Source organism: Candidatus Bealeia paramacronuclearis (assembly GCF_035607555.1).
In the GTDB taxonomy this organism is placed as follows: domain Bacteria; phylum Pseudomonadota; class Alphaproteobacteria; order UBA9655; family UBA9655; genus Bealeia; species Bealeia paramacronuclearis.
In genome coordinates this window covers 161153-178312 of sequence record NZ_JAVHWZ010000003.1, presented here as the reverse complement: position 1 = coordinate 178312, position 17160 = coordinate 161153, and the positions used below count along the sequence as shown (strand labels likewise).

Below are 17160 nucleotides of genomic sequence, written 5' to 3'. Positions count from 1 at the left end.
TCATTTTTTTCTTAACGATTTTTGAAAAACACATTATGACTAAGATAAGTTAGAAATGAAACAGGAATTAAACTTATGTCCCTTGATTCTGCAACCGTGAAACGCGTAGGTCGATTGGCTCGCCTGAAAGTGCCTGATGAGAAAGTTGAGCCTTTGAGAGCGGACCTTGTTCGCATTTTAAAATTTATTGATCAATTAAGTGAGGTCAATACCGACGCTGTTGAACCTATGGTCGGATCAGGGCAGCGCCAAATGCCCATGCGTGAGGATATGATCACCGACGGAAACTATGTTTCTGATGTGCTCGCTAATGCGCCTGAAAGTGCGCAAAACATGTTCGTTGTCCCCAAAGTGGTGGAGTAATCTCAAATGACCCAGACGCAAACTGCCTTAAAACCAAAATCTGATTTGATCGAGCTCACTCTTGCAGACGCGCGGGATGGCCTTCACAAGAAATCTTTCTCCTCAAAGGAGCTGACCCAAGCCTATCTGGATCAAATGGAATCAACTCGGGATTTGAATGCTTACATTACAGAAACGCCGGAAATTGCCCTTGAGATGGCTGTTCAAAGTGACGCACGTTTGCATCAAGGTAAAGGGTGTGCCTTGGAGGGTTTGCCTTTAGGGATTAAAGATTTATTTTGCACAAAAGGCACGCTTACAACTGCCGCCTCTAAAATTCTTTATAATTATGTGCCCCGCTATGAATCGACGGTAACGCAAAATCTTTGGAATGCCGGTGCAGTTATGCTTGGAAAGCTAAATATGGACCAGTTTGCTATGGGATCGTCGAATCTAACGAGTGCTTATGGCGGCGTCAAAAGTCCTTGGATACGAAAAGCAGATTCAAGAGCTTTGGTTCCGGGTGGATCTTCGGGAGGTTCTGCTTCTTCTGTTTCTGTGGGATCAGCCTTGGCGGCCACGGCCACAGACACAGGTGGATCCATTCGACAACCTGCGGCTTTTACAGGAACTGTCGGGATTAAACCCACCTACGGACGCTGCTCTCGTTGGGGAATTGTGGCATTTGCTTCTTCACTCGATCAAGCGGGCCCGATTACAAGGGACGTTCGGGACGCTGCAATTATGCTTGATGTCATGTGTAGCCATGATCCGAAAGATTCAACCTCAGCTATTCAAAAGCCCACACAATTTGAAAAAGCTTTGGAGGGATCTTTAAAAGGCCTACGCGTGGGTATTCCTAAAGAATACCAAGTTGATGGAATGGATTCTGAAATCACTACCCTTTGGCAAAAAGGAGCCGATTGGCTCAAAGCGCAAGGTGCTGAGATTGTCGAAGTGAGCCTTCCTCACACCAAATATAGTCTGCCGTGCTATTATGTTTTGGCTCCCGCAGAAGCCTCCTCTAACTTGGCTCGTTATGATGGTGTGCGGTATGGATTAAGGGTCCCCGCCACAACCTTGGATGAGATGTATGAACTGACCCGCTCAGAAGGATTTGGAGAGGAAGTCCAGCGCCGGATTATGATTGGAACTTATGTTCTTTCCGCAGGCTATTATGATGCTTATTATTTAAAGGCGCAGAAAGTCCGAGCTCTCATCTCTCAAGATTTTGAGAAGGCTTTTGAGAAAGTTGACGTCATTTTAACTCCCACAACACCATCGGCAGCTTTTGCTATGGACGAAAGCCCCAAAGATCCCGTGGTCATGTATTTAAATGATGTCTTGACGGTTCCTGCTAACTTGGCGGGTTTGCCCGGAATTTCGGTACCTGCGGGCTATAATAAAGATGGTCTTCCTTTGGGGCTTCAGTTGATTGGCCCTGCATTTGGTGAGGAAACAATCTTACAAGCAGCGTACGCCATTGAGGGTGCCGCAAACTTCCAAACATTTCTACAGATTCAAAAAGGTGTCCTATGAGCGAGAAATATTATTTTGAAGGCAACACGGGCCCGTGGGAGTTGATCGTAGGCCTTGAGGTTCACGCACAAGTGTCCTCCCAAGCTAAGCTTTTTTCAGGTGCACCCACCGCTTTTGGTGCAGAGCCCAACACGCAAGTGGCTTTTGTAGATGCAGCCATGCCGGGGATGCTCCCTGTCATTAACCGTCTTTGTGTTGAGCAGGCGGTCAAAACTGGGTTTGGACTGAACGCCGAAATTAATCTCGTTTCGATCTTTGATCGGAAAAATTATTTTTATGCGGACCTGCCCTCTGGCTATCAGATTTCCCAATTCCAAAAACCTATCGTAGGTAAAGGGCATCTCGATATTGAACTTGAGGATGGCTCTACGCGTCGCATTGGTGTAACCCGCCTACACCTTGAACAAGATGCGGGTAAAAGTTTTCATGATCAGCATCCGGAAAAATCTTATATCGATTTGAATCGTGCTGGTGTAGCACTTATGGAAATCGTTTCCGAGCCAGATATCAGATCTCCAGAAGAAGCTGCTGCTTATGTTAAAAAATTGCGTGCAATTGTGCGGGCTTTAGGAACCTGTGATGGCAACATGGACCAGGGTAGTATGCGCGTTGATGTAAACGTGTCTGTCCGAAAGCCAGGTGCCGAAATGGGAACACGGGCGGAAATTAAAAACGTAAACTCGGTCAAGTTTATCACCCAAGCTATTGTTTTTGAAGCCACCCGTCAGATCGAAATTTTAGAAGACGGTGGCCAGATTGTCCAAGAAACCCGTCTTTTCGATTCGAATAAAGGCATTACTCGCTCGATGCGCTCAAAAGAAGACGCACATGATTATCGGTATTTCCCTGATCCTGACCTTCCCCCTCTTGTGATCGAAGCTGCATGGGTTGAGGAAATCCGTAAAAACCTTCCTGAATTGCCGGATGCGAAAAAAGCGCGCCTTATGACCAGCTATGATTTGCCCGCCTATGACGCCAGTCTTTTGGTAAGTGAGGCCGAGATTGCCTCTTATTTTGAATCCACCTTGAAATTTTCAAATGCTCAAGATGCCAAAACCGCCAAAATGATTTCGAATTGGATGCTGGGTGAACTTTTTGCAACATTAAATCGGGAAAATAAAACCATCTCTGAATCTCCCATTACACCAGAAAAATTGGCGGGGCTGATTCAAGAAATGAATAACGGCACAATCTCTGGAAAAATGGCCAAAGATGTTTTTCTACTGATGTGGGAAACGTCTAAAACCGCACCTGAAATTATTGAGGAAAAAGGGCTGAAACAAGTGAGTGATAACGGTGTTATTCTGGCTGTGATCGATAAGGTTATGGCTGAAAATCCTCAGATGGTTGAAGATTTCAAATCTGGAAAAGATAAACTCTTTGGGTTTTTTGTAGGCCAAGTCATGAAAGGCATGCAAGGCAAAGGCAACCCAGGGCTCATTAACGATCTTTTAAAGGAACGATTGAAGTAAGATCTCATTTTTGATCTCAAAACTTGAAAGACGAAGCCTACATGTTCAAATTGTATAATATTTATCAGCTATTTCAAAATAAGATTCCGTCAAAAATATTTAAATACGGGATCGACTTTTTGTCTTTAACCACTGCGTATTTGACAGCGCAATATATTCTTCAAATCCCACTGACAAGTCATCTTGCTGCTGATCTTGTGTTTTTATTTATATTCTCTATAGGAACGGCTTACTTTCTAAGCCTTGAAAAACACCTTTGGCGATTTACATCTCTTTATAGTTTGATCGATGTTTTTAAATATTGTGCGATAATATTAATTCTCTTTGTGGGTTGGAGATATCTCAAAGGTGAGGGTCTTGCCACTTTAATAAAGTTTTCTTTTTTATTCCTGATATTTTCGTTTTCCGCGCTCAACATGGTGCGCATTCTCATCCGTCTGGCTTTTGAAAGGCTTCGCCATCCTCAAGTGCAAACGGGAGCTAACACTGTGATTGTTTTAGGAGCCGGAAAAGGCGCTGAGCTTTTTATCCGAGAATCGATGAAACGTGCCGATAGCGCTTATAAAATTGAAGGCCTTCTGGATGATGATCCTAATCTGTGGGGCAAAAAGATTTTTGGTATTAAAATATATGGCCCTATAAAAGACATGGCGAAGTTTGTGGACTCCAGCACTATTCAAATGATTGTTATTGCTATTCCTTCCCTTGATCAAGACAAGTTGTGCGAGATTATTACAACGGCCGAAGAGTTGGGAATGCCTGTCAAAATTTTACCTTCTTTTGAAAAACTATTGATCAATAAAAATATCTCCCCCGAAGATATTTCCATGGAAGATCTTTTAGGGCGGGATGCTATTCAATTGGATGACACAGAAGTTTCAAATTTTATTAAAGGCAAAAACATTCTCATCACAGGCGCTGGTGGGTCTATTGGATCTGAAATTTGTCGACAGTTAATTAAATTAAAACCTAAATCTATGATTTTGGTCGATCACAGCGAATACAATCTTTATAAGATGAGTTGGGAGCTTGAGCATGTTTTCAAGTACACGCAATTTGTGGCAGTTCTTGCAAGCGTCAATGATTTTGAGGTTATGGAGGGGGTTTTTAGAACTCACAACCCTAATATAGTATTCCATGCCGCCGCCTATAAACATGTGCCTCTTTTAGAAAAACAAGCCAAGCAAGCCCTTCGCAATAACTTCTTTGGCACAAAAAATGTGGCAGAACTTGCCTCTCTCTATGGAAGTGAAAAGTTCATTCTGATTTCAACTGACAAAGCCGTTAACCCCACAAACGTCATGGGATCCACCAAAAGAATGGCAGAAGTTTTTTGTCAAAACTTTAACCAGTCCTCTGAGACAAATTATAGTATTGTACGCTTTGGAAACGTTTTGGGATCTGATGGGAGTGTAATTCCCCTTTTTAAAAAGCAACTCAAACAGGGAGGGCCTCTTACTGTAACTCACCCTGAGATCACGCGATTTTTCATGAGTATTCCCGAGGCCAGTCAATTGGTCATTCAAGCGGGAGCCATGGGGAAGGGGGGGGAGATCTTTGTGTTGGATATGGGGAGTCCCATTAAAATTACAGATCTTGCAGAACGCTTGATTAGTCTCAGTGGAAAAAGACCCTATAAGGATATTGAGATTGTTTTTACAGGACTAAGGCCTGGCGAAAAACTCTATGAAGAATTATTTTATGAAAGCGAAGGCCATATTCCCACAAAACGGGAAAAAATTTTTATTGCAAAATGCTCAAACAATGATTTTAAAGGTTTTGAAGAACGACTCCAAGTTCTGGAAAAATCAATAAATCATTTTCATGAAGAAAAACTTATCGAAATCATCTCCCATATGGTACCAGAAGCCACAATTGATTTTTCACCAAAAGCTATCTATGGCGTTGATGGTGGTTCAGGATCTGACGCGAATTAATTCTCAAAATTTTTCACACGCTCTTCCTATTGTGTGGTAAAGTGCCTGTGAGTAAATTTTATGCTATATTTATCACGCAAGCCTGGCGAATCCGTGATTGTCAATGGAAACATTGAGGTCATAGTGGAAGATGTCCAGGGGAAGACAGTCAAACTTGGGTTTTTGTTTCCGGAGCACGTTAATGTGTTGCGAAAGGAAGTGTTTGAGCGTATTGAGGCCGAAAATAAAGTCGCGGCTTTGGGGCTTCAGACTTTGAAAGATCTGAGATCATAATTAATTATAATTAATGGAGGACACCATGGCTCAAGATATTATTTCTCAGAAAATCAAATCTGCGATTGACTTGGCGTCAATGACTTATCAGTCAATTTCCTCAAAAGAAAACATTGATCTGGATTCCATTGAAGCCCATGTCCAAGAATTAAGTCGTGAGATTTCTTCTCTGGATTTGGCGTCTCAAGAAAGTGTGAAGGGAGATTTAAAAACCCTCGATACAGTTCTTGAGAAATTGGGGTCCTCTTTGGGACATCTTCAAAATGAGCTCTCTCGTAAAATAAGTGAGCTTAATGCTCACAAGCGGGCTTTTAATGCCTATGCACGTGTTGTGAACAATAACGCAACCGCATAAAGTTTTAGGATCGTGGAGATTTTTCAGGGCTGGACGGGTGCTCACATCACTTTTGGTTTTGGGGGGTATCGTCCTTGTAATCCCTTTTTCAATTCGTCTTTTTCAACGTTTTGTGGGCGCTCAAAACGCACCTTCAAGTTTTAAAACAATTTCTCTTCAAAACTCATTTTGGATTGATAATGGACGTAGACTTGTGAGTGTTCAATGGAAGGATCAAGAGATTCTTCTCCTTTTATCCTCAAAAGGAGATCAAGTGATTGCAATCCACCCCAAAAAAGAAGAAGATACAGTAATCTCAATCAAAAGGGCGGAGAAAACCGCTTGACTTTATGGCTTTGCGACTAATTCTATTCATCCTTTTAGGGTTTCTGTTTTTGACGGATCCTCTTTGCGCCCAATCCATTTCACTTGATTTGGGAGAGGGCCCTTCGGTCACCACTCGCTTTATTCAGCTTTTAGCACTTACCTCGATTTTAGCACTTGCGCCCTCAATTTTAGTCATGACGACTTCCTTCACACGTATTGTGGTCGTTTTTTCTTTTTTAAGAAATGCTTTGGGACTCCAGCAATCCCCCCCCAATACTGTGATCATCAGTTTGGCCCTTTTTTTGACAGCCTTTATTATGGGGCCGACTTTGGAGAAAGCTTATGAATCTGGGGTAAAACCTTACATGGCCGAAGAAATCACAGAAGAAGAAGCGTGGGAAAAATCTGTGGGACCCATCCAAGAATTCATGCTCAAACATGTGCGTGAAAAAGATTTGGGCCTTTTTATGGATATTGCAAAAGTCCCTTCCGTCAATAAGGCGTCTGAACTTCCACTCAAAGTTTTGGTGCCCGCTTTTATGATTAGCGAACTCAAACGTGCTTTTGAAATAGGGTTTCTTTTGTTTATTCCGTTTCTCATTATCGACATGGTGGTCGCCTCCGTCCTCATGTCTATGGGTATGATGATGCTCCCGCCCGTCACCATTTCCCTGCCTTTTAAGATTATTTTTTTTGTTCTTATTGATGGATGGCACCTTGTGGCTGGAAGTCTTATCCAAAGTTATGGAGGAGGGTAAGGCTAAACGGAAAAAGAATTTCCACATCCACAAGAGGATGACGCATTGGGGTTTTTAATCACAAAACTCGCACTCATGAGATCTTCATGGTAATCGATTTGAGATCCTTCTAAAAGACTTAGCGAAGCTTCATCGGCAATAACTTTGACGCCTTGAGATTCAAAAATCTCATCATCAGGATTCACGGCATTATCCAAAGAAAATCCATATTGAAATCCAGAACAGCCACCCCCGCTGATGGTGAGGCGTAGCATTAAGTCTTTCCCACCTTCCTTTTCCTCAGAAATAAGATGTGCTATTTGTTTGGCAGCGCTTTCGGTAATGGTCAAACGAGGATTCATATATAGGTGTAATTACAAAGATTGAGTTCTTAGAGGTCCCTATGCTACAACAAACCTATCTTAAAAATCAAATTTTTCGTGCATGATGAACTTTTTTGAAACTTACAGACACCATATCCTCACTATTTTGACACAACTCATTCAGGAAGGAAGTCTGCCTGAAGGCTTGGACTTGAACCGTATTACAACGGAACCCCCTCGCGATCCCAGTCACGGTGACATGTCCACCAATGCCGCTATGGTTTTGGCAAAACCCACAGGTTTGAATCCACGTGCTTTGGCAGAACTTCTGTTGCCCGCACTCCAAAAACTGCCTTTTGTATCAACTGTTGAAATTGCAGGGCCAGGATTTATTAACATTCGCCTTGAGAACTCTTTTTTCTTAGATCTTCTCAAGGATATTTTGGAAGTGGGCGATAATTTTGGAGCCTCCACTTTAGGCCGGGGAGAGAAAATCAACATTGAGTACGTCTCAGCCAATCCCACAGGTCCTCTTCATGCTGGACACGGACGGGTGGCTGTAGTGGCTGATGTTTTGGCAACGCTGCTTCAAAAAGTCGGATATGGCGTTTGTCGCGAGTACTACATCAATGACGCCGGAAATCAGGCCCGGATTTTAGCACGATCCACGTATTTGCGTTATCAAGAGGCTTTGGGCATTCAAATTCCTGAAATTCCTGAAGGATACTATCCGGGGGACTATTTGAAGGATGTCGGTAAATCCATTGCACTGCGTGATGGTGCGAAGTGGTTAAATCAAGATGAATCTCAGTGGCTTGAGGTTTTCCAAACCTTTGCCGTTGAGATGATGATGAAGATGATTCGCACGGATTTGGAACTCATTGGAATTCATCAAGACGTTTTTACATCTGAAATGGCACTTCAAAAATCAGGCGCTGTTGAAGATGCCGTTGACAGCCTTCAAAAGAAAGGCCTTTTATATGAAGGCATTTTGGAAGCTCCCAAAGGCAAAGTGATAGAAGATTGGGAGCCCCGTCCTCAATTGTTGTTTAAATCGACGGAATTTGGAGACGATGTAGATCGCCCTTTGAAAAAATTCGATGGCAGCTGGACCTATTTTGCTCCGGACATTGCCTATCATTTGAATAAATTTGAACGGGGCTTTTCCCGCATGATCAATGTGTGGGGAGCAGATCATGGCGGATACGTAAAACGCATTCGCTCGGCCGTCAAAGCTGTGACGGATCAAAAAGGCGATGTGGATGTGATCATTTGCCAGATCGTGAATTTTCTCGATAATGGCGTTCCCATGAAAATGTCAAAACGTGCGGGTACGTTCGTAACCATTTCTGATATTGTCGAGCAGGTCGGAAAAGACGTTTTTCGTTTCATGATGGTGAGCCGTAAAAACGATGCTCATTTGGAGTTTGATTTACAGCAAGTTTTGGCCCAATCCAAAGACAATCCTGTTTTTTATGTGAACTATGCGTACGCCCGGGTTCATTCTGTCAAGCGTATGGCAGGGGAGACTTTCCCACGGGTTGACTTCTCAAGAGCGGTTCTGAAAACCGCTGATTTTACTCAACTTCAAGATCCCGATGAATTGCGATTGGTTCAGCTTTTAGCGGGATGGCCACGACAAGTTGAAGGTGCGGCTGAGGCTCATGAGCCACACAGACTCACCTATTATTTGTATGAACTTGCACAACAGTTTCATATGTTGTGGAATAAGGGCAAAGAAGATGCCTTACTGAGATTTATTTTGCCAGAGAATCTTGAAGTGACAAAAGCCCGGTTGGCCTTACTTCAAGCGCTTGCGGATGTGATTGCTTCGGGATTGAAAATTTTTGGGGTTACCCCTCAAGAGGAGATGCGCGGATGAGCTTACGCATTGATGATGAAGATCGTTATTGGCACGATCATGAACACGATGAAAATATGGGTTGGTGGCGATTTGCATCCCCTTTGAAATACGTCCTCATTCTTTTAGGAGCTGTAATTTTGATCGTGGGCGGTTGGTATCTTTTTTTTAACGTGCGCCCAATACAATCTCAATCCATCCCTCTGATTCGTGCTGATCAAACACCTTATAAAATTCCTTCTGATGATAAATCGGTAAGTTCCGTCCAAAACCAGGACAAACTTGTTTATGAGCGTCTTCAAAGCAATCCAGAAGTGGCCCATGTCGAACATATTTTGCCAGAGCCAGAACCGGTAGCGGAAATCATACCGCCTGTCCAATTGGTGGATGAGGAAGATCCTGTGAAAATGGTGCCGCAATATCCCGATGTAGAACATGTTCCTGAGGCCGTAGCTCAGCAATTTGAGAATCTTCCCGAAGAAACAAATCTGATGGCAGAAGAAGATCCGGTTCTTGAGGAAGAGGATCCCATCTCTGCCCTTATTTCAAAAGCTAGTGTTGAGGAAAATGGGGTTGCAAACGATTCTCCCCAAGAAGAGAAAAAGGTTGAAGCCAAAAAAGAAGAAAAAGTGACTGGTGGAGTTCAAATTCAATTGGGGTCTTTGAAGTCCAAAGAAGATGCGGAGGACGAATGGAAACGTTTATCGAAAAAACACGCTAATGTTTTGGGTAAGCTTAAACATAGCGTTCAAAAAGTAGATCTTGGGGCCGAAAAAGGTGTTTTTCACCGCTTGAGAGTAGGGCATTTCACAACCCGCGAAAAAGCCAAGGTTGCATGTTCTGCCCTTAAAGAAAAGGGAGTCGAATGCCTTGTTGTCACTCCCTAAACCTATCATTTTTGGTTGTGAAGGTCACTCTTTGACCCAAGAGGAAAAAGTTTTTTTTGAAAAACATCAACCTTTGGGATTAATTCTTTTTGCGCGTAATATTGAAAACCCAGATCAGGTCCGTGCTCTCATTGAAGATTTTAAATCAAGCCTTAAACACAAAAATCCTCCCATCCTCATTGATCAAGAGGGTGGACGTGTGGCGCGCCTGCGGCCCCCCTTTTGGAAGGCGTATCCAACAGCTAAAACTTTTGGGGATCTGGCAAAATCTGATTTGGAAAAAGCCAAAACCGAAACTTACCGCAATTTTAAATCAATTGCTCAAGATCTGAAGGACTTAGGCATTTCGGTTAATTGTGCCCCACTGTTGGATTTGAATGTCGACGGCGCTGATCAAATTATTGGAGATCGTGCATTTTCAAGGGATTCAAAGATTGCCGGAATTTTAGGCCACGAGGTCATTCGTTCTTTTCAAGATTCAGGAATTACATCTATTATCAAGCATATACCAACCCATGGGCCCGCAGATTGTGATAGTCACGAAGACTTGCCCCGTGTAACGATGACGCATAAAGAACTCAAACCCCATTTTGAAGCTTTTAAAGTCAATAAAAACGCGCCCTGGGCGATGACGGCCCATATTATTTATGAAGCTTTGGACTCTCTTAATCCAGCAACACATTCCCCCAAAGTCATCTCTGAAATTATTCGAGGAGAAATTGGATTTCAGGGCATTTTAGTTAGTGATGATATCGGCATGAAAGCCTTGAAGGGAACCTTCCAAGACCGCGCACAAAAAGCCCTTTTGGCGGGATGCGATGTTGTGCTTCATTGTTCTGGAAAGATGGACGAAATGGAAGATACAATTCGTGGGGTTTTGCCCCTTTCTGAAATGACTTTAGCGCGGTGGGAGGCCCTCCATGGAGCTTTTTGAAAATATCATCACCTGGGGAATTCCCATTATTTTAGCGGTCACCCTTCATGAAGCTGCGCACGGCTATGCGGCCCTAAGATATGGAGATGACACGGCACTTCGCGCCGGGCGTCTTAGTATGAATCCGATCAAACACATTGATCTTTTCGGAACCATTTTGATGCCCCTTTTTTTGTTTATGTCAGGGGCTCCCTTTTTATTTGGATATGCCAAACCCGTGCCAGTGAATTTTGCCCGCTTAAGACGGCCCCGCCAAGATATGGTTGTCGTCGCTTTAGCAGGCCCATTAACCAATGTTTTTCTGGCATTCCTGTCCGCACTTTTAATCCACCTTGTGGCGTGGTTTCCTGAAGTCCTCCAACCCCTTTTAATGAAAATGCTCGGCGTCTCCATTTTGATGAATTGCGTTTTGGCCATATTATAATATGCTGCCCTTGCCGCCTCTGGATGGAGGGCGGGTGGCTGTTGGATTATTACCAGATGTTTTGGCCAAACCTTTGGCACGCCTTGAGCGTTTTGGATTTTTGATTTTAATTGGACTTTTGGCATTGCCAACACTTTTGGGGCTTCATTTTAGTATTTTAGGAGCACTGATTTCCGGACCTGTTGAAATCTTGCACTCTTTCATTACGACAATTACTGGACTTCAGGAAATTTAAGGTGTACTGAATATTAATAGTATCGTCATGCTGAATTCATTTCAGGATGAATTTTAAATGGAGAAAAAGTCATGGGTTTAAGTTTTAGTCACGTCTTACTCGTTCTAGTTGTGATTCTTATTGTCTTTGGCGCAGGCAAACTACCCTCAGTTATGGCAGATTTGGCCAAAGGTATGCGGGCTTTTCGCGATGGGATGAAAGAGGGTGGGGAAGAAGACAAACCACAAACTTTAATTGAGTCTCCAAAGAAAGATAAGCCATGAGTCTCGGAGGTTGGGCCGAAAGCATCGTCATTGCTATTTTGGCGTTGATTATTATTGGACCCAAAGATCTTCCTAAAGTCCTTCGTATGTTCGGACGTATTGTTGGAAAAATCAAAATGTGGAGTGGGTATTTTATGACAGAAATGCACAATATCCAAAATCTCAATGATGTTGAAACCCTGACGCAAAAGCGCAAGAAAGCAGCACAAATTCCTCAAGATGAATGACGTCCAAAAACCTTTACTCGAGCATCTCATAGAACTCCGGCGGCGTCTTTTGATTGTGGTAAGTGTTTTGGTTTTGGGCATGGGTTTGGCCTATTTCTTTTCCCAAGATATCTTTGAATTTTTAGTCGAACCTTTAACGACATTGTTGCAAGGTCAACCCGGACGACGTTTGATTTATACGGGCCTTACGGAAGCTTTTATAACCTATTTAAAGATCTCTTTTTTCGGAGGCCTCTTTTTATCCTTCCCCGTTTTGGCATATCAAGTTTGGCAATTTTTAAGCCCGGGTCTTTATTCTCAAGAAAAAAAATTGGCGATCCCTTTATTTTTAGGTGCCCCTCTCTTATTTCTTTTGGGAAGTGCTATGGCCTATTATGTTGTGTGTCCGGTGGCGTGGAAATTTTTCCTCAGTTTTGAAACGCCCCCCTCTCCTGGTGTTCTTCCCATTCAATTGGAAGCCCGCGTTGAGGAATATTTATCCTTGGTTCTCAAGTTGATTTTTTCCTTTGGCCTTTGTTTTCAGCTTCCTGTTGTGATGTATCTTTTGGGGCGATTGGGAATTGTGAGTTCTAAAATGCTTCAAGACAAACGTAAGTATGCCTTTTTGGGAATTGTTATTGTGGCCGCGATCATCACACCCCCGGATTTTTTTAGCCCCATTAGTTTGATTATTCCGCTTTATGCCCTCTATGAAATTTCTATAATTTTGGTAAAAAGAACAGAGAAAGTGCGTATAATGCAAACTCAAGAGAATGTGAAGGCTTCCTAATGCTCGATATAAAATGGATTCGCGAAAATCCGCAAGATTTTGATACCGCTATGAAAGCCCGAGGCACTGTGTTTCAGGCTACCGATTTAATTGCACTCGATGAATCGCGTCGTTCTAAAATTGCAGAAGTGCAAGATCTTCAAAATGCCAAAAATGCGCTTTCTAAGCGCATCGGTATGGCACGTGGCAAAGGTGAAGACACGACCAACCTGATGATTGAGGCGAATCAAATTTCTGAAAATCTTCCCCGCCTTGAAGACGAAGAAAAAGAAATCTCGCAAAAACTCGAATCTCTATTGGCGATTATCCCCAACGTTCCTTTTGAGGACGTACCTGTGGGATCAGATGAATCTGCCAATGTGCAGGTGCACATTTTTGGAGAAAAACCTCAATTTGATTTTACACCTCAAGAACACGGAGAGCTTGGCGAAGCTTTAGGTCTCATGGACTTTGAGGCTGCCGCCAAAATGTCAGGTGCGCGCTTTGTAGTTTTAAAAGGTGATCTGGCACGCCTTGAGCGTGCGATTGGTCAATTCATGCTCGATACCCATCGTTCCGAGTTTGGATATGAGGAGATCTCGCCGCCTTATTTGGTGCGCGATAATGCGGTTTATGGCGTGGGACAGCTCCCCAAATTTGCAGAAGATTTATTTCAAACCACCAATGGTTATTGGTTGATTTCTACTTCTGAAGTCTCTCTCACTAATTTGGTGGCGGATGAGATTGTTGATTACGAAACTTTACCACGCCGCTATATGGCGTATACACCGTGCTTTCGCTCAGAAGCAGGATCTGCCGGAAAAGATACCAAAGGGATGCTCCGCCAGCACCAATTTCACAAAGTGGAACTTGTAGGAATCACAACCCCTGAGGATTCCAAAGCCGAGCACAACCGGATGCTCAAAGCGGCTCAAAACATCCTTGAGAAATTAGGGCTTCATTACAGGACGTTGGTTCTTTCTACAGGGGATATGGGATCTCAATCCAAAAAAACTTACGATAATGAAGTTTGGCTTCCTGGACAAAATGCTTACCGCGAAATCTCGAGTACGTCCAATTGCGGCGATTATCAAGCACGGCGCATGAATGCGCGTATGCGGGATCCGGAAGGAGGCAAGAAAACAAAATTTGTGCATACCTTAAATGGATCGGGTCTGGCCATTGGTCGCACGCTTTTGGCAATTATGGAAAATTATCAAGAGGCCGATGGGTCCATTCGCATCCCTTCCATCTTACAACCTTATATGGGTGGTCAAACTCACATTACAAAGAGGACGTCATGAAAAAACTTCTCACACATTCCCCACGTCGCCACACGGAAATTGTTTCAGTATCTCTTTTGGCGTTGATCCTTTCTGCTTGTGCGGGAACCCCTGAACTCATCTCACCAGAGCCTCAAAAGAAAGGCCTCGATTTTTCAGCAAATCGGCCCAAGCAAGTGACAGTAGGCCCTGAAGACACCGTTTATGGTATTGCTTATCAAAATGGAATTTCCACAAAAGCGCTTGTGATTTTGAACGATATTCCCGCCCCTTATGAGCTTCGGATGGGGCAAGTTCTTGAACTGCCTCAACCCAATGAGCACATCGTCTCCCCAGGAGAGACTTTGCAGGATGTGGCCGCCATGTATGGCGTTAATATGGATGCTTTGGCGCGGGAAAATGAAATCACAACAACCGCATCACTTTCTCCCAAACAACGCCTCACCATTCCACCAGCAGATACAGATCCTGTGGTGGCACCTCCCACCCCAGTTATTGCAGCCAGTAGTTTGGCACCCTTACCTTTAATCGCAAAAAAATTGGATGAGCCTAAAGGATTGGCGGCAAAGACTCCCTCTAAAACGGCGCTTCTTCCAGATGATCTTGCAGACGAGCTTGCCCAAGAAACAGGAAAACCTAAAAAGAAGGACGAGCATGAAGATGAGCCGGGGGTTTTGCCTCTTGTGACAGGGGCAAGTGCGGCTGTGGGCACAACCATTGCTAAAACAACCTCTTCAAAACCAGATACGCCTAAACCACCTGTAGTGAAAGCACCTCCTGTTGCCGAGATACCTAAAGTTGCAGAACCTGCTCCCAAAGAAGAGGCTTTAGTTGAAGCGACAGAATTTGCATGGCCCGTTCAAGGACCTGTTGTTTCAAAATTTGGCACCAAAACAGGCAAAGCCAAAAATGACGGTATTAACATCAAAGTTCCCGAAGGCACCGCGGTCAAAGCGGCGCAAAGTGGTGAAGTCATTTATGCTGGAAATGAGCTTAAAGGTTTTGGAAACTTGATTTTGATCAAGCACCCCAATGGTCTAAAATCCGCTTATGCTCATAATAAAGAGATTCTTGTCAAAAAAGGCGACAAGGTCAAGCAAGGTCAACCTATTGCCAAAAGCGGTAAGAATGGTGAGGACGCACAACTTCACTTTGAAATCCGTGAAGGCACTAAAGCGATTGATCCGATGACAAAACTGGGATCGTAACTAAGGTTTCTCATCATATTGAAATTGGATGCTGGCCAAACGCTGGTAGAGCCCCTCTTGCGCCATAAGTTGATCATGGGGTCCTTCTGCCACAATGCGACCTTGATCAAGTACAATAATACGATGCGCATGGCGAATGGTGGAAAGCCTATGGGCAATCATCAACGTTGTACGACCTTCCATCAATTTCGTGAGGGCATTTTGGACATGCCCTTCGCTTTCAGTATCCAAAGCACTGGTCGCCTCATCCAAAAGGAGGATGCGGGGATTTCTTAAAATCGCACGCGCTACCGCAATGCGTTGACGTTGACCGCCTGAAAGTTGAACCCCTTTTTCGCCTACAAAAGTCTCAAATCCTTGCGGCATGCTTTCTATAAATTCAAGGGCATAAGCGGCCTCAGCGGCTTTTCTGATGTCGTCTTGTGTGGCGTTCAAATCTCCAAAGCGAATGTTTTCAGAAATCGTTGTGCTGAAAAGAATGGGATCTTGAGAGACATATCCCATGGGTCGCCTTAAATCATCAAGATTCAAACTTCGGATATCAACCCCGTCCAAAGTGACACGTCCAAATTTAGGATCATAAAAACGCAAGATCAAACTGATGAGGGTAGATTTTCCTGCCCCCGAAAGCCCTACAACGGCTACCGTTTCTCCTGAGGCAATGTCCAAAGAGAAATCTTCGAGAACCATTTTGTCGGGACGTGCGGGATATGTAAATGTAATGCGCTCAAACTTAATTTCGCCGCGTAAAGGGGACGGAAAAGGGGCAGGTGTAGAAGGGGATTGGATTTCAGATTTGAGGTTTAAAAACTCAATAATGCGATCACAGCCTCCGGCAGCCCGCAAAAGATCTCCATGAATTTCACTCAAACTTCCAGAGGCGCCAGCCACCGCTACCGCATAAAAAACAAAAGCTGAAAGGGCACCTGCTGACATCTCGCCTGTAATGACTTTTTGTCCGCCGATCCATAACACAACACTCACACCAGAAAAGACAAGAATCATTACAAAAGCGGTCAAAAGTGCACGGGCCTGAACGCGCTCCATCGAGGCGTCATAAGCCCTTGTGACATGCTCGGAAAATGAAATGGCCATATATTTTTCACGGCAATACGCAAAAACAGTTCTGATAAAGCCAAAAGTTTCATCAAGACGGATTGAGATTTCTGCCGTCTCCTCTTGGGTTTTGCGCGAGAATTTTCGTACCTTTTTTCCGTAAAGAATAATGGGGATCAATACAACAGGAATTAAAACCAAAATCACAACAGAAAGCAAAAGACTGGTGGTCATCAGCATTCCAATTCCAAAAATAATAATCAGAATATTGCGAATCGCCACAGGGATTGAGGTCCCCATCACAATTTGAAGAAGCGTTGTGTCGGTTGTCAATCGCGATTGAATTTCGCCTAATCGTGTGGATTCAAAAAAATTCACATCTTGTTTGATGAGATGAGTGAAAACAGCTTTTCTGATATCGGCAACAAGATGTTCTGCCAAATTCGAGACATAATAAAGTCGCATGTAACTGGCGCATGCCATCACAATAATCACCAAAAAAAGAACTAAAATAGCCCAGGTGAGAAGGGAGCTTCCGTTATTTTTAAATCCAAAATCCACAAGATATTTCAGCGCCGATCCTACAGCAATCACACTTCCTGCGGCTACGCAAATTGAAGTAAAGCTCAAGATCATAATTTTGGGGTAGGGCTTTAAAAAGGGGGTTAATTTTTTAAGACTTTGGATGGGAGCACGTGCACGGGAGGGTAGTTGATTTTCTTCCGCATAACTAGGCTCGCGCAACATGAG

Annotated in this window: 20 protein-coding genes; 18 read left to right on the top strand and 2 right to left on the bottom strand. The window is 43.6% G+C overall.

Annotated elements, in window-relative coordinates; translation table 11 throughout:
* Window positions 1-75 precede the first annotated feature (75 nt).
* Genes gatC through fliP form a run of 8 tightly spaced genes read left to right on the top strand, consistent with a single transcriptional unit; the run spans window position 76 to window position 6982 of the window.
* Window positions 76-363 (top strand): Asp-tRNA(Asn)/Glu-tRNA(Gln) amidotransferase subunit GatC, encoded by a 288-nt coding sequence (gatC, locus tag Bealeia2_RS09150; protein ID WP_331256731.1) that lies wholly within the window; start codon window positions 76-78, stop codon window positions 361-363.
* Between the two features lie 6 nt (window positions 364-369).
* Complete coding sequence (gene gatA, locus Bealeia2_RS09145; protein WP_331256730.1) at window positions 370-1881, top strand: Asp-tRNA(Asn)/Glu-tRNA(Gln) amidotransferase subunit GatA; 1512 nt, start codon at window positions 370-372, stop codon at window positions 1879-1881.
* Window positions 1878-3353, top strand: coding sequence for an Asp-tRNA(Asn)/Glu-tRNA(Gln) amidotransferase subunit GatB (gatB, locus tag Bealeia2_RS09140; RefSeq protein ID WP_331256729.1), 1476 nt, complete (start codon window positions 1878-1880; stop codon window positions 3351-3353). Before gatA ends, gatB begins: the two co-directional genes overlap by 4 nt.
* 41 nt (window positions 3354-3394) lie before the next feature.
* Window positions 3395-5290 carry a polysaccharide biosynthesis protein gene (locus Bealeia2_RS09135; protein ID WP_331256728.1) on the top strand — a complete coding sequence of 632 codons (1896 nt, stop codon included), beginning with the start codon at window positions 3395-3397 and terminating at the stop codon, window positions 5288-5290.
* Between the two features lie 60 nt (window positions 5291-5350).
* The gene (locus Bealeia2_RS09130) at window positions 5351-5563 is read left to right on the top strand and encodes a carbon storage regulator (RefSeq protein ID WP_331256727.1); all 213 of its coding nucleotides are present in this window, start codon (window positions 5351-5353) and stop codon (window positions 5561-5563) included.
* A gap of 13 nt (window positions 5564-5576) precedes the next feature.
* Entirely contained in the window at window positions 5577-5918 is a 342-nt protein-coding gene (locus tag Bealeia2_RS09125; protein WP_331256726.1) for a hypothetical protein, read from the top strand.
* 37 nt (window positions 5919-5955) lie between these two features.
* Window positions 5956-6243: a hypothetical protein gene (locus Bealeia2_RS09120; RefSeq protein WP_331256725.1), complete on the top strand. Its 288-nt coding sequence runs from the start codon at window positions 5956-5958 to the stop codon at window positions 6241-6243.
* A 4-nt stretch (window positions 6244-6247) separates the two neighbouring features.
* Complete coding sequence (gene fliP / locus Bealeia2_RS09115; RefSeq protein ID WP_331256724.1) at window positions 6248-6982, top strand: flagellar type III secretion system pore protein FliP; 735 nt, start codon at window positions 6248-6250, stop codon at window positions 6980-6982.
* A 2-nt stretch (window positions 6983-6984) separates the two neighbouring features.
* Here fliP and erpA read toward each other — a convergent pair whose 3' ends face one another.
* On the bottom strand, window positions 6985-7323 hold the full coding sequence (gene erpA, locus Bealeia2_RS09110) for an iron-sulfur cluster insertion protein ErpA (RefSeq protein WP_331256723.1): 339 nt from the start codon (window positions 7321-7323) through the stop codon (window positions 6985-6987).
* Window positions 7324-7408: 85 nt separating this feature from the next.
* Here erpA and argS point away from each other — a divergent pair, with 85 nt between their 5' ends.
* The 10 genes from argS to Bealeia2_RS09060 all read left to right on the top strand — a co-directional run bounded on the left by argS (window position 7409) and on the right by Bealeia2_RS09060 (window position 15354).
* Window positions 7409-9166 carry an arginine--tRNA ligase gene (gene argS, locus Bealeia2_RS09105; RefSeq protein ID WP_414437885.1) on the top strand — a complete coding sequence of 586 codons (1758 nt, stop codon included), beginning with the start codon at window positions 7409-7411 and terminating at the stop codon, window positions 9164-9166.
* Window positions 9163-10032 carry an SPOR domain-containing protein gene (locus Bealeia2_RS09100; protein ID WP_331256721.1) on the top strand — a complete coding sequence of 290 codons (870 nt, stop codon included), beginning with the start codon at window positions 9163-9165 and terminating at the stop codon, window positions 10030-10032. The genes argS and Bealeia2_RS09100 overlap by 4 nt, the downstream gene beginning before the upstream one ends.
* Window positions 10016-10966: a beta-N-acetylhexosaminidase gene (gene nagZ, locus Bealeia2_RS09095; protein WP_331256720.1), complete on the top strand. Its 951-nt coding sequence runs from the start codon at window positions 10016-10018 to the stop codon at window positions 10964-10966. Before Bealeia2_RS09100 ends, nagZ begins: the two co-directional genes overlap by 17 nt.
* Window positions 10953-11390, top strand: coding sequence for a site-2 protease family protein (locus Bealeia2_RS09090; RefSeq protein WP_331256719.1), 438 nt, complete (start codon window positions 10953-10955; stop codon window positions 11388-11390). Before nagZ ends, Bealeia2_RS09090 begins: the two co-directional genes overlap by 14 nt.
* Window positions 11391-11424: 34 nt before the next feature.
* Window positions 11425-11625, top strand: a complete 201-nt coding sequence (locus tag Bealeia2_RS09085; protein WP_331256718.1) for a hypothetical protein — start codon at window positions 11425-11427, stop codon at window positions 11623-11625.
* A gap of 71 nt (window positions 11626-11696) precedes the next feature.
* Window positions 11697-11888: a twin-arginine translocase TatA/TatE family subunit gene (gene tatA, locus Bealeia2_RS09080; RefSeq protein WP_331256717.1), complete on the top strand. Its 192-nt coding sequence runs from the start codon at window positions 11697-11699 to the stop codon at window positions 11886-11888.
* Entirely contained in the window at window positions 11885-12115 is a 231-nt protein-coding gene (locus Bealeia2_RS09075; protein ID WP_331256716.1) for a Sec-independent protein translocase family protein, read from the top strand. Before tatA ends, Bealeia2_RS09075 begins: the two co-directional genes overlap by 4 nt.
* Window positions 12108-12884, top strand: a complete 777-nt coding sequence (tatC, locus tag Bealeia2_RS09070; protein ID WP_331256715.1) for a twin-arginine translocase subunit TatC — start codon at window positions 12108-12110, stop codon at window positions 12882-12884. Before Bealeia2_RS09075 ends, tatC begins: the two co-directional genes overlap by 8 nt.
* Entirely contained in the window at window positions 12884-14167 is a 1284-nt protein-coding gene (serS, locus tag Bealeia2_RS09065; RefSeq protein WP_331256714.1) for a serine--tRNA ligase, read from the top strand. The genes tatC and serS overlap by 1 nt, the downstream gene beginning before the upstream one ends.
* Window positions 14164-15354, top strand: coding sequence for a LysM peptidoglycan-binding domain-containing M23 family metallopeptidase (locus Bealeia2_RS09060; protein WP_331256713.1), 1191 nt, complete (start codon window positions 14164-14166; stop codon window positions 15352-15354). The genes serS and Bealeia2_RS09060 overlap by 4 nt, the downstream gene beginning before the upstream one ends.
* On the opposite strand, the gene Bealeia2_RS09055 is transcribed toward Bealeia2_RS09060, so the two are convergent.
* Window positions 15355-17157 carry an ABC transporter transmembrane domain-containing protein gene (locus Bealeia2_RS09055; protein ID WP_331256712.1) on the bottom strand — a complete coding sequence of 601 codons (1803 nt, stop codon included), beginning with the start codon at window positions 17155-17157 and terminating at the stop codon, window positions 15355-15357.
* Between the last annotated feature and the right edge of the window lie 3 nt (window positions 17158-17160).